General features: G+C 52.8%; 13 protein-coding genes and 1 riboswitch. Of the genes, 4 read left to right on the top strand and 9 right to left on the bottom strand.

The window, feature by feature from the left end; genetic code table 11:
- Positions 1–26 precede the first annotated feature (26 nt).
- The 6 genes from BLP63_RS04560 to BLP63_RS04585 form a co-directional block, all read right to left on the bottom strand.
- Entirely contained in the window at positions 27–584 is a 558-nt protein-coding gene (locus BLP63_RS04560) for a nitroreductase family protein (protein WP_092589709.1), read from the bottom strand.
- Positions 585–711: 127 nt separating this feature from the next.
- Positions 712–1,629 (bottom strand): homoserine O-acetyltransferase MetA, encoded by a 918-nt coding sequence (metA, locus tag BLP63_RS04565; protein WP_092589710.1) that lies wholly within the window; start codon positions 1,627–1,629, stop codon positions 712–714.
- A gap of 33 nt (positions 1,630–1,662) precedes the next feature.
- Positions 1,663–2,961 (bottom strand): homocysteine synthase, encoded by a 1,299-nt coding sequence (locus BLP63_RS04570; protein ID WP_092589711.1) that lies wholly within the window; start codon positions 2,959–2,961, stop codon positions 1,663–1,665.
- A gap of 81 nt (positions 2,962–3,042) precedes the next feature.
- Positions 3,043–3,149, bottom strand: a riboswitch (SAM riboswitch).
- A gap of 165 nt (positions 3,150–3,314) precedes the next feature.
- Positions 3,315–3,947, bottom strand: a complete 633-nt coding sequence (locus BLP63_RS04575) for a permease (RefSeq protein ID WP_242870792.1) — start codon at positions 3,945–3,947, stop codon at positions 3,315–3,317.
- Positions 3,948–4,433, bottom strand: a complete 486-nt coding sequence (locus BLP63_RS04580; RefSeq protein WP_092589712.1) for a permease — start codon at positions 4,431–4,433, stop codon at positions 3,948–3,950. It lies immediately after the preceding gene.
- 4 nt (positions 4,434–4,437) lie between these two features.
- Positions 4,438–5,076 carry a flavin reductase family protein gene (locus BLP63_RS04585; protein ID WP_092589713.1) on the bottom strand — a complete coding sequence of 213 codons (639 nt, stop codon included), beginning with the start codon at positions 5,074–5,076 and terminating at the stop codon, positions 4,438–4,440.
- 209 nt (positions 5,077–5,285) lie between these two features.
- Here BLP63_RS04585 and BLP63_RS04590 point away from each other — a divergent pair, with 209 nt between their 5' ends.
- Positions 5,286–6,752, top strand: coding sequence for an amidase family protein (locus tag BLP63_RS04590; protein ID WP_092589842.1), 1,467 nt, complete (start codon positions 5,286–5,288; stop codon positions 6,750–6,752).
- Positions 6,753–6,961: 209 nt separating this feature from the next.
- Here BLP63_RS04590 and BLP63_RS04595 read toward each other — a convergent pair whose 3' ends face one another.
- Complete coding sequence (locus BLP63_RS04595; RefSeq protein WP_092589714.1) at positions 6,962–7,810, bottom strand: 2-oxo acid dehydrogenase subunit E2; 849 nt, start codon at positions 7,808–7,810, stop codon at positions 6,962–6,964.
- Positions 7,811–8,125: 315 nt separating this feature from the next.
- Here BLP63_RS04595 and BLP63_RS04600 point away from each other — a divergent pair, with 315 nt between their 5' ends.
- Genes BLP63_RS04600 through BLP63_RS04610 form a run of 3 tightly spaced genes read left to right on the top strand, consistent with a single transcriptional unit; the run spans position 8,126 to position 10,208 of the window.
- Positions 8,126–8,578, top strand: a complete 453-nt coding sequence (locus BLP63_RS04600; protein ID WP_092589715.1) for a DUF2975 domain-containing protein — start codon at positions 8,126–8,128, stop codon at positions 8,576–8,578.
- Between the two features lie 10 nt (positions 8,579–8,588).
- Entirely contained in the window at positions 8,589–8,816 is a 228-nt protein-coding gene (locus BLP63_RS04605; RefSeq protein WP_092589716.1) for a helix-turn-helix domain-containing protein, read from the top strand.
- A gap of 45 nt (positions 8,817–8,861) precedes the next feature.
- Entirely contained in the window at positions 8,862–10,208 is a 1,347-nt protein-coding gene (locus BLP63_RS04610; protein ID WP_092589717.1) for a B12-binding domain-containing radical SAM protein, read from the top strand.
- 49 nt (positions 10,209–10,257) lie between these two features.
- Here the strand turns inward: BLP63_RS04610 and BLP63_RS04615 are convergent, their stop codons facing one another.
- Both BLP63_RS04615 and BLP63_RS04620 read right to left on the bottom strand, forming a co-directional pair.
- Complete coding sequence (locus BLP63_RS04615) at positions 10,258–11,430, bottom strand: DUF3810 domain-containing protein (protein ID WP_092589718.1); 1,173 nt, start codon at positions 11,428–11,430, stop codon at positions 10,258–10,260.
- A 62-nt stretch (positions 11,431–11,492) separates the two neighbouring features.
- Positions 11,493–12,764: a serpin family protein gene (locus BLP63_RS04620; protein ID WP_092589719.1), complete on the bottom strand. Its 1,272-nt coding sequence runs from the start codon at positions 12,762–12,764 to the stop codon at positions 11,493–11,495.
- Positions 12,765–12,837 lie beyond the last annotated feature (73 nt).

Genomic DNA, 12,837 nt, shown 5'->3' on the forward strand with positions numbered 1-12,837 from the left:
ATCTTCACCGCCGCCAAAGGCACGGATCATCCAATCCAGGACACTTTGCCCGGCTCCCTTGGGGCAGCCTTGGGCTCCTGGCCCAAAGTGTATCCCAAAGCGACGGCGTACAGGGGCATGTGTCCTTCCGGCAGCTGCAGGGCTGCCTTCAGCGCCTCCCCTTGCCCGGACTCAAAAGCAGGCCGGAAAGAAGCGATATAGCAGGACCCAAGACCCAGGGCAGTCGCCGCCAGGCTGGCATAAACAGCGGCGTTGGCGCAATCCGCAAGGGCGTGCTTCGCTTCAGGTGCCGAAATAAAGATCACCGCAGGGGCGTGGTAAAAATTGCTGAAGCCGGGTTTTTCCGCGTTGGCTTTCAGGGCGTCATCTCCGGAAGCTAATGCAATCTCGCGATTGACATCACTGATTTGCTGCAGGAGCAACGCATCCGTCACGACACTGAAATGCCACGGCTGTCTGCCACGGCTGGACGGCGCGTACGCAACGGTTTCCATGATGCGCTCAAGGACGCTTTGCGGCACCGGATCCGGCTTAAAGCTTCTAACAGAGCGTCGGTTCATCAGAATCTGAAAGGCGTAATTCATACAATTCCTCCTTATTTCCCTTCAAAACAACAACAAGGTACGTCACTATTCGCTCTTTATTAATACCCGGAGGATAGCGTCCTCAACCACACCGCAAAATCGCAGTGCTGAAAATTCCGTTACCGGTCTATTCAATCTCATCCAAATTGTACGGCGTTTCCTGATAGACGAAGTAATTCAGCCAATTCGAGAAGAACAGGTGTGCATGGCTCCTCCAGCGTACCACCGGGGGCTTGGAAGGATCATCCCCCGGAAAATAATGTGCGGGCGGCTTGATGTCCATCCCCTTGTCCGCGTCCCTGAAATATTCCAGCGCCAAGGTCTCAGGGTCGTATTCCAAATGCCCCGTAGCGTAGATCTCTCTCCCGTTTTTGGAGACAATCAGGCCAATGCCGGATTCCTCAGATACAGCCACAATTTCAAGGTCTTCAACGCGTTTTACATCCGCTTCGCTCACGGTGGTGTGCCTGGACTGAGGGATATAAAACACGTCGTCAAAGCCCCGCATCAGCTTGCAGTTCTGTACCACTGCCTTATGCTCAAAGACACCAAAACATTTTTCAGGAAGCGGAAGCTTTGGAATGCCATAATGCTGGTACAGCGCAGCCTGAGCCCCCCAGCAAATGTGGAGTGTGGCAAAGCCGTGATGGCGGCTCCAGTCCAGAATTTTCGCAAGCTCAGGCCAATAGTTCACCTCTTCGAAAGCGAGGTTTTCAACCGGGGCGCCTGTGATAATCAAGCCGTCAAACTTTTGATGCTCAATCTCGGAAAACGACACATAGAATCTATCCAGATACTCTGAGGAAGTGTTGCGGTATTCGTGGGTGTCCAGGCGAACCAGGACGACTTCAGTCTGGATTGGCGAATTGCCCAAAACTCTGAGAAGCTGAGTTTCCGTAGTCTCCCGGGTCGGCATCAGGTTCAGGATCGCGATTCTCAGGGGGCGAATGTCCTGGTGGGTCGCACGGAACTCTGTCATGGTGAATATATTTTCGGCCGCAAGCGTACTCGCAGCAGGTAAATCATTTGGAATGATGACTGGCATATGATCGACTCCTTAAATTCTTTACGGCAGTTTCTATTCGGCGCTTTTTACAGCTGCTTTGAGCGCCTGATCCAGATCTTCAATCAAATCCTCGGCGTTCTCTATACCAATGGAAATTCTGAACAGATCCGGCGTGACACCAGCTGCCTTTTGAGATTCAGGGTCGAGCTGCGCATGGGTTGTGCTGGCTGGATGGATAATCAGCGACTTGGCGTCTGCGACGTTTGCAAGCAGTGAGAACAGCTTCAGGCTTTCAATGAAGGTGACGCCCGCATCCAGGCCACCCTTGATAGCGAATGTGAAGATCGAGCCACAGCCCCTTGGAAAATACTTTTTCGCCAGTTCATGATAGGGACTGCTCTCCAGATCCGGGTGGCTGACCCAGCTCACCAATGGATGCTTTTCAAGGAAATTGGCAATCTTCCTGGCATTTTCAACATGGCGCTCCACGCGTAAAGAGAGCGTCTCCAAGCCCTGAATCAGCATGAAAGCGTTAAAAGGACTGATGCAAGCTCCTGTATCACGAAGCAGCTGCACTCTGGCTTTTACAATAAATGCTGCAGCGCCCACGTCCTGAGCATAGCGAATCCCGTTGTAGCTTGGATCCGGCTCTGTCATGCCCGGAAACTTTCCGGAAGCTGCCCAGTCGAATTTCCCTGAGTCCACAATAAGTCCGCCAATCGTCGTCCCATGACCCCCAATAAATTTCGTCGCCGAATGAACAATGATGTCTGCCCCATGATCAAATGGCCTGAAAAGATAAGGTGTCGCAAAGGTGTTGTCCACAATCAGCGGCAAACCGTGCTCGTGGGCGATCTTGGCAACCGCTTCGAAGTCGATCAGATTGATCCCGGGATTACCGATGGACTCAATATAAATCGCTTTGGTCTTCTCGTTGATCGCCGCCCTGAAATTTTCCGGGTTATCAGGCTGCACAAACCGCGTTACTATGCCGTATTTTGGGAAGGTCAGCTTGAAAAGGTTATAGGTGCCGCCGTAGAGCGTCGCCGCTGAAACGATCTCATCCCCTGACTGGGCTATGTTCATGATGGCATAGGTCACCGCCGCGGAGCCTGAAGCGACAGCGAGGGCACCTACGCCGCCCTCAAGGGCAGCGATCCGCTTTTCGAGGACATCTGTCGTTGGGTTCATAATGCGCGTATAGATGTTGCCTGGTTCCTTCAAAGCAAAGAGATCTGCTGCGTGATTCACGTCCCTGAAGACGTAAGAGGATGTCTGGTAAATAGGTACGGCCCGGGCGCCCGTCGTTGGGTCCGGTTCCTGTCCTGCGTGGATCTGAAGGGTTTCGAATCTGTAAGCTGTGTCTGACATGTGCACTACTCCTCTTTTTGTTTTTTCCAAATAAAAAGACCCCTTTGATGAAAGAGGTCGATAATTTAAAAGTCGGTTCCTCACTCATCTGTCAGCGCGCATAATCCGCGCTGCAGGAATTAGCACCATACATGTCTGCTGGTTGCCGGGCTTCACAGGGCCTGTCCCTCCGCCGCTCTTGATAAGAGTGTCTCGCTATTTGGTTGAAATGAATCTTAGCACATCAGGTCGCTCAGCGTCAACCGCTTTTCTATAATTTTCAGTTAATTTGAATTTTGTTTATTTTGTTTTCGAAAATATCCCGAAAATATTTCGAAATTCCCTCGAACTTCTCTCGATATGCCTTGGCGCCGTTATAACTCCGCCGCCTTTTCGTAGATCCCAAACTTCTCTTCTGCACTCAGCATACGGTCGACCACCGCCGTGATGATGAAAATGCCCACCAGGCTGGCGACCAAGCGCGTCAAAGCGAATTTAGCGCCAAGAGAGGTGACTTCAAAGAGCACCATTGGGATCTTGGTTGTCGACCAGGCACCCAAAAAGATCATTACATTCTTAAAGCTGGCCCCCTTTTTCATCAGGACCGCCGCAACCGGGAACGCGCCATACAATGGCCCTGCCGCCGCGGAACCAATCAGGATCCCAAGGAACACACCCCTGATGCCCGAGCCGGGCCCCATGTGGCGAATCAGCATTTCCCTTGGCACCCAGACATCCAAAAGGCCTAAAAGGAGGAATATTGGCGGAATAATGGTCAGCATCTCAATAAGACTCTTTCCGGTAATGACCGCCGCGACTTCACCCTGAGCCGGATTGATGAGGTTCAGTGTTATGAGCAGCGCTGCAGTCACAAGAAAGAATCTGTATCTTTTAAGCAAGGGCTCCTGCTTTTTCGAACCAGGACCCTGCTTCATTTTTTGTTCCATGCCCTGCGCCCCCTGCTGATCAGGCGTCTGGTTCTGCTTGTTTTTCATTTGATCTTCCATCTAAAATTCACCCATGACCTTTCCTATGACGACCGCCACCAGAAATGAAAAGACAAAGGCAGACATGTTCCGGATTAAAGCCGCTTTTTTGCTGAAATATTTGCTTTCAATCGAGAACGTCATGACCCCTACCATCATCAGCGATGAAATGAAAGCCGCGATCTGCATGTAGCCGGCACCGCGCTCCAGGAGCATTGCTGCTGTTGGGAACGCAATAAAGCCCGGAATCAGCGTGATGCCGCCCACCAGCGCTGCGGCCATGACGCCCAGCCATCCGGAATCTCCACCTATAAGCCGGCTGATGACGTCAGGATTCAGAATTGCCAGCATAACGCCCACCAAAGTTATAACCCCCAGGATCTGGGGCAAAATGTTGTCAAAGGATTTCATGGCTTTTTTGAGCGCCATTTTGGTTTTCTTTTTGTCTTTCTGCCAGGACAGCGCCAAAAGGCCTATCGAGGTCAAATATAGCAACCAGGTTTGCATGGGATTACCTGCCTTTCTTATTTTTGGGCTTTCCGCCGGAGGATTTCAGAAGATGGCTGACCTTTGCCTTTGCCGCTTTCCTTCTGGCGACAGAGAACCCAAAGGTGCCTATGGACTTTCCGCCCAGACCGTAATAAGTCCCGTGGAGATAAGTGATGGGACTACCCTTCTCCATGTGGATCTTGCCGTCTTTGTCCATCAGGCTGGAGTCCACCTTGTTGCTCAGCACTTCGACCAGAAAGAGGTCATGGGTCCCCAGCGGCGTCACGCTGCGCACCACGCACTCCAGCGCTATGGGACAAGCCTTGATCGACGGTACGCTGACCGCTGTACCCGGCTCAAGCTCAAAGCCGCAGTGGGCAATTTTGTCGACCTGAGACGCGCTGCGACACCCGCAGAAGTCCACGTCCTGCACCATGTCCCGGGTTGGCAGGTTGACCACGCACTCCGGGTGCAGCGTCAGGTTCTCGTGGGAAACCCGTTCCTTTCGCACCGCTATGGACAGCATGGGCGGTTTGGTGCACGCCACGCCAATCCAGCCCACGGTAAACACATTAGGAACCCCGTCTTTGCCGATGGTCGTCACAAGCGCCACCGGTACCGGTCCAAAGAGGATGCTCCCCTTTAAAACTTCTTTTTGCATAACGTGCCTCCCGAAATCTATACTTTCGTAACATTACGTTACATTTTGCCGCGTCACAATAATATACCATTTTTTTCACTGCAGTTGTTAGCCTATTTCAAAAATTGCCTCATTTTTGCGCCTGGGATTGTCGCCTGGCAACGGTTGAATCCATTTACAAAGGTGTATAATGGAAATAGCAAATTGGAATAGGAGGCATGGTGGTTTTGATGAATGAAAAGGTGTTTTTGGAAGCGACCATCGGCAATCTTCATGAGGCTATGAAGCGGGGAGAGCTGACTTGTGCGGACCTGGTCCAAAGGTACCTCGCGCGGATTGAGCGCTATGACCAGCAACTGAATGCGGTCATTCGGGTGAACCCATATGCGCTTGAACAGGCCCGGGCACTGGACGAAGCGTTTGGTCGCTCCGGTTTGACAGGGCCTCTCCATGGGATTCCCGTGTTGCTTAAGGATAATGTGGACACGAGCTTCATGCCAACCACAGCAGGGTCGTCAGCACTGGCACAGGTAACCCCTGACGAAGACGGATGGATCGTGAAGCGGCTGCAGGCGGCAGGTGCTGTGATCCTCGCCAAGATGAACCTTCATGAATTTGCGGTGTGGGGGGAGACGGTGAGCTCGGTGCTGGGACAGACCCTGAACCCTTACGACTTGACGCGGACGCCCGGGGGCTCCAGCGGCGGCACGGGCGCAGGGATTGCAGCGGACTTCGGCGTCATTGGGATAGGGACAGATACAGTAAATTCGGTGCGTTCTCCGGCCAGCGCATGCTGCCTGGTGGGGCTCAGGCCGACCCTGGGCCTGATCAGCCGCAGCGGTATCGTGCCCTATTCGCTGACTCAGGACACCGCAGGGCCTATAACCCGGACGGTTGAGGACGCTGTGAAAACCCTGGATGCCTTGGTGGGCTACGATCCGCTGGATCCCCTGACGGCCTGGTCAGTTGGGCATTTGCCGGAGACCTATACCGCATTTCTAAAGCCAGACGGGCTGACGGGTAAGAACATAGGGGTTTTGAGAAGCTTCTTTGGCAAGGATGCGGTGCACGAACCGGTGAATCGTGTCATGGCTCAGGCGCTGAAGGCCCTCGAAGCCGGCGGGGCGCAGCTTGTAGACCTCACTGATGGTCTTGCCGCGCAGCTGGACTCCGGGCGTCTGATCTCAGAGGTCAGTGTTCACCTTTATGATTTGAAGCGGGATCTGGGGGGCTACCTTGAAAGCCTTGGCGACAAGGTACCGTACCACTGCCTTGAGGCACTGCTGGCCAGCGGACTGTATCACCCTGGCATTGAGGAAAATTTGAAGACGGCCGCCAGCCTTGATACGGACAGCGAGGCCTATCAACAGCGGCTGTTGCTTCAAAAGCAGCTGCGGGAGGATCTGATGGTCCTCATGGCTGAGCGGGGACTGGACCTGTTGGTCTTTCCTCACCAGAAACGACTTGTTGTGCCTGTGGGCGGTTCCCAGGTGGACCGCAACGGCGTACTTGGTGCTGTGACGGGCTTCCCTTCCATTGTGGTGCCCGCGGGCTTTTCAGAGCCCACTGAGACGGCGCCCATTGGCGTTCCGGTTGGCATGGAGCTCCTGGGGCGGCCATGGTGCGAAAGCGTCTTGATTGAGGCCTCGTACGCCTTTGAACAGGAGACAAGGATCAGAAAACCCCCGGTACTATAAACCATTGTTTGGTTGGGGACAGGGGCGCATGGTTGGGGACAGGCACGCGTGGCGCGTGCCTGTCCCCAACCGCGCGCCCCTGTCCCCCACTGAATGAATGTTGGAAATGAAAAGACCATTGGTAAAAAACGCCCTTTGGCTTCACTGGAAATTGAAGCTCAGGGAGAATTTTGCCGATGGTCTTTTTTCATCATGAAGTTTAAGCTGCTTCAGTCCACATCTTCCACAATAGCATCCAGCGAGGTTTCGAGCAGCGTCAGATCTTCGAGGTACTTTTTAGCAAGCTTCAACGTGTTGGCAAAATAAAGGCCGTCGCACAAACGCTCATCCAGGACGTAGCCAATATCACAGACCGCTTTCTCGACCACTGAGCCGTTCTCTGCCACTGGCATTTTCTTAACTTTGCCTAAAGCGACGAAAACGCCCGTGGTACCAAAATCATAGAGATGATGATAGATGTAGTCGAGCTTGATCGACTTTAGATAGGTGAAGAACAGACTCGTGTGAAAGGGGCTGGCCTTTATGATCCCTGCAGGCATATGGTTGTGGCGGTCGAGCCATTTTACGGTTCTAACCGCGGCTTTTACAAAAGGCCCAGGCAGTGACATAAACTTGGCCGCCAGCTGGTCTGTCTCATTTTGCGTATTTTCTCCAATATTTTCATGGATCACCGCATCCACAGTTTGAGCGACTTCAAAGATGGATTCTTTGCCGGTGAACATAAATTTAATGGTGGTCTCTTCCCCGTCATCATGAAGCGAGCGCTTGATGGCCATGGAAATGGCTATATGATTCCTGGCATAGTAGCGGCCGTTCATGACGAACCGGTTGATCTGGGGGCGCTGTGCCAGCACTCTGACAAATACCGCAATAAAAACGTGCATGTAATTCATCTTAATGCCGCTTTCGCGCTTGGCATGTATGTAGGCATCAATATGATCCACAATCACAGTTTGATGATGATGAATCAAGGCGTCACTTCTGCGCTCCATGATGTAAGGCATAATTTTTACGAAAGGGCTGAGATTTTTGATGTGGCGGCCATCGGAACGCGGCATGGCGATTCCTCCTTGAAAGCATGATCAGCATAGAGTCCAAAAGCAGCTGTCGTCAATAATGTTTAGAATGGTTTTATTCGACAGTTGTGGCGATAATTCCTTTAGGAAGCGCAAATAAATAGTATCATACCATTGAATAGAAATAGTCGAACATTGACTTGATCAAAATGGGCGTTTGGTTGGGGACTGTCCCCAACCAAACGCCCATTTTTCATTGTTTATTATTAAATATTTTACTTTTTTCAATATTTATATATTGTTATTCGATAAATCTCTGCTACAATAAAACTATAAAACCCCAGTGAGGTGACTTTCATGAAACGTTATTCAACCCTATATCTCAGGATCGCCGTCATCCTGATTGGCCTGCCTGTCCTTGCCATCTGCGTGTTCTGGCTGCCAAATGCAGTGGACTATCTGCACGTGCCGGTGACCCTTGGTGTCTACGCGTCCGCAGCTCTATTCTTTACCATTCTGTATAAAGCCATGAAGCTGCTGAGCTACATTGAAAAGAACAAAGCCTTCTCAGAACTATCCGTAAACGTCCTGAAACACATCAAGCTCTGCGCTTTTGCTATCAGCGTCATCTATGTGGCGCTGATCCCTTTGATTGTGCCCATAGCGGACGCGGACGACGCACCTGGGCTCATGGGGCTGCCGCTGATCTTTATCTTTGCCTCTTCCGTTGTCGGCGTTTTCGCGGCGGTGCTCCAGAGGCTGCTGCAGGACGCCATTGCCCTCAAAGAAGAAATTGACTTGACCGTGTGAGGTGGAGAATATGGCTATTATTGTTAATATTGACGTCATGCTGGCAAAGCGAAAGATGAGTGTGACCGAGCTGACGGAAAAAGTCGGCATCACCATGGCCAACCTTTCCATTCTGAAGAACGGCAAGGCAAAGGCCATCCGTTTTTCCACGCTGGAGGCCATCTGCAGGGCGCTGGACTGCCAGCCCGGGGATATTCTTGAGTACAGTGCGGGGGCTGCCGATGGTGGGGAGACGTAACCATCGGCAAAAGCCCTGGATTTGGGCCAAGAGAGGAGGCGCGCCATGAAAATCAAACTGATTCAACCCGCCATGCTGCCAAGGCCCATGGACACCCAGCTGAAGACGAGAATGGCGCCTTCCCTGGCCCTCCTGACCCTGGCGGCGCTGACACCCGCGACCCACGAGGTCATCATTGAAAACGAAAATGTCGAAGCCATCAATTTCAGCGACGCCGTGGACTTGGTGGCAATCACCGTCACCGTGGATGTCATGGACAGAGCTGTTGAAATTTCAAAGTTCTTCCGGGCCCAAGGCACAAAAGTCATCGCCGGCGGAATTCACATTACGGCAGATCCAGCGGGCGCCCTCGAGCACTTCGACGCCATCTGCGTGGGCATGGCGGAGCGGGTCTGGCCCCGGATGCTGAAGGACTCTGAAAACAATACGCTGCGCAGTATCTACCGGGACATGGACCACATGACCGGCAGTGAAATCGCGCCGCCAAGCTATGGCAGCATTGATGCCGGCAAATACCTCTATACCAACATTATCAGCGCCAGCCGGGGCTGCCCATTCAAATGCGATTTCTGCTACAACAGCTGCGAAAATGCTCAGAAGGTCTTTATCACCAGGCCTGTCGAGGATGTCCTGGAAAGTATCCGCGCCCTGAGGACCAGGCATGTCATGTTCATTGACGACAACTTTATTGGCGACCCGGACTGGACGAAACGATTTCTCGAAGCCATTAAACCCCTGAAGCTCAAGTGGAGCGCGGCGGTCTCCTCCAATATTGTAGACATGGCGGCGCTGCTGGATTTAATGAAGGAAACGGGCTGCCAAAGTCTTTTCATTGGCTTCGAGAGTCTCAACAGCGCCTCTATCAACAGTGTCCACAAAACCCAGAACTGCGTCTCAAAATACGACCGTTTGGTGAGGGCCCTTCACGACCGTGGTATCATGGTCAACGCCAGCTTTGTCTTTGGCCTGGATGAAGATGACCCTGCGGTTTTTGACAACACCTTGAAATGGATCGTGGACAACAAAATTGAAACCGTCACGTCCCACATCCTGACGCCTTATCCCGGTACTAAGCTCTACGAAAGATTTTTGAACGAAGGCCGGATTACGGACTTCAATTTGTCCCGCTACAATACGGCCCATGTGGTCTTCAGGCCAAGGGGCATGACGGCGGAGGCGCTGTACGGCGGGTATCTCAGCCTTTACGAGGAGATCTACAGCTTCAGGAATATCTTTAAGCGGCTGCCGAGGCACAAAAGACAATGGATTGCCTATTTGGCGTTCAACTTGTTTTACAGGAAGTTTGGCAAACTGACGGAGCGCGTGTGCCTGGGTGTGTCTTTTAATACCATCGGCAAATTCTTCAGGCGGTTGGCTTATTTAGTCAGATGAGTCAGGCGGGTGCCCAAATGGGTGCCAGGGCTGCTTACAAATCTCTGGTTCAGCTGTCTGAAACGCCTTCAGTTGCAGCGTCCATCCCGGCCTCCGCTTCTGCGTCCGGTGCAGCCGCTGCCGCTATGCTGCCCGTGGACAGAAAATCTGCCAGCAGCAGGTCCACCATGCGGCCGTAGCTCTTGACGCCGTCCTGCTGCCTATTTGTTTTCAAATAAGTATCGTTGATCTGATCCGCGGTATCGTTAACTTTGCCTTGGTAAGGCTTCCAAAAAGCACTATAGGCGGCCAGGTCCCTTTTCAGGTCTTCCGAATAGCGGGCGCGCAGCTCAAAATACAGCTCCGGCGCCTCCCGGTACAGGGCGTTGGTGGTGTGGATCAGCGCGAGCACCGTCCCCGAATACTGAAAATCCAGGTCGGGATGGCTCATGCAGGCAAGATAGGCGGCGTAATTCGCCTCATCCTCTCGGGCAATCCCCATTTGGTGGGCTTTTTCGTGCATGGCAATGGCAGGCAGCAGAAGATCCGGCACCCGGACGTTGATATTGGCTTCACCGGTAAACGGCATGAAGACGCCGGTGATGCCAGTGTAGAGCATAGCCTCGGAAAGGACAACCGCTTTGGGCGGCCCCCAGATGCCCTGGAAAATTGGGTTGAGCGCCTCAATAGCTTGATAGCCAATGGCTGTTCTGGAAAACATGTCTGCGGTATTCACCGGGAGCCTCATGACGCCATTTGGGTCTGTTGCCTGATAGACTCTCAGCTGATTGGCCTGGTCTATGAGAAGCTCAGACAGCGCATAGAGCTCTTCTATGGCGTAAGGCCTGACGTCATAGCCAAGTGTGGCTGCAAGGGGCTGGCGGCTGTAGTTGAGGCCCCAGGCCAGCATGAAGAGGACATAGAGCATGGCGGTGTAAGCCAGGATCTGGTACACCAGCTTAATAGCGCCACCCCGGAAAAGTTTTATTATGAGCATGATGAGCAGGACAGGGATCGCGAGCAAATGCGTCAGGAACAGCAGCTCAGCAAGCGAAAATGGCAGGACGCCGCTTGCGCTGCTGATGAGCTGCATCCAGGATTTCTGGATTGAACCTGCATAGTAAGCCTCCAGCATTTCAGGATGGCGCTCCAGCCAGTGGCCAAGGCCATAGAAAGCTGGTGCCAGAGCAATCCACAGTGCGCTCTTTGGCAGCTTCTTTATACGAAAAAGGACGTCTCCCATTTGGTTTCATCTCCTTGAAACCATTGTAAGAGACGTCCTTTTCCGCGTCAAGGAAATAGAAGTCAGGAGGCTGCCGGATCATTCATAACGCCCATGAAGAGCGGCGTGCCCGTGTCCGTATCCAGGATCACATAGACAAACGGACGGTCGAAGCGAAGGGCTTCGTCAACCATAGGCATGGAGGTCAGAGAAACCTCAACTGAAGTCACCGCAGCTGCTTCTGTGCCCTTTTCATCCGCGCGGATGAAGGTTTTGTGCTGCACCGCGCTGATGAACAAGTCCTTGGCCCGGCTTGGCTGCATCAGTGAAAAATCAGCTTCGCCCGGCATGAAAGCCTTACCCATGCCCAGCTGCTCGAGTTCGTCGACCAGACTGTCCTCGTAGCGGGCTTCAAACTTAGGGAATGCCAGGTCAATGGCTTTAGAAGTCCCTGTCCCCAGCAGAGCGTTGAATTTTTCTGCGTCCATGGACTGGATCCAGGCCTCCGGTGTCATGCCCGCCTCTGGAAGCACCGCCAGCATGGCCATTCGCGGATTGACGTATGGCATCAGAATACCTTTGCTCAGGCCATCCTGAACGACGTCAAGCGTCATAAGCTTATGCATGAAGTCCACCTCTTTGCTGCCGGCTGGCGTCTCGAAAGGTTCAGGATACGTATTTTCAGCGGAAAACTGCGTCTCCCAGTCTGCCTTGAAATAGATCGCGTTGATGAGATACATGACCACGGCTGGATCAATTTCTTCGACAATTTTGTCTATAGTCTCCCTGGTGGCTTCGCTCACCCAGCCGTTAATGGCCTCGACGGCTTGTGGCGAATTGAAGTCAAGACTTCGAACCGCGGCGCCAAAATAATCCGCATTCTTCTGAAGGAACTCCGGATCTGCCTCAAAGCCTTCCCTGAGCCATACGCTGTTGGCTATGCTGAGGGTAAACGCGTCGCTGTCTGCGCTGACGTGCTTCAGATAGGTGCCAGCGAAGGTATTGATGTCTTCCGGCGTCAGATCAGATGCGGAGAGCGTCTCGAGCATGGCGTCACGCGTCTCGCCATCCGCGCCGTTCAAGGTCATGGCGAGAGCCAGGTAGACGGAGACCGGCGACAGCATTTTGTTGCTTTGATCTTGAGGCGCGGCCTTCATGAGCTTCCATGTAAAATCGTTCAGACTCTTCAGGATGGCTTGATCCAGTTCCTGGTTCGTAGACTCTCCGGCGGACGCGCTTGGCGCAACGCCTTCCATCAGGTCCTGTGCTGGCGGCGCGCAGCCCGTCGCAAGCAGTGCAGTGATCAAGAGCAGCGCGGTCAGTTGTAATAATTTAGAGATCAGCGGCTTAAACATGAGATGTCCCCTCCTTTTGTGACAGTCTCTGTGGGTTTGTTTTACTCATACCCATTAGACGTCACGCCAGTGA

The sequence above is a fragment of the Acidaminobacter hydrogenoformans DSM 2784 genome (genome assembly GCF_900103005.1).
GTDB classification, from domain to species: Bacteria; Bacillota; Clostridia; order Peptostreptococcales; family Acidaminobacteraceae; genus Acidaminobacter; species Acidaminobacter hydrogenoformans.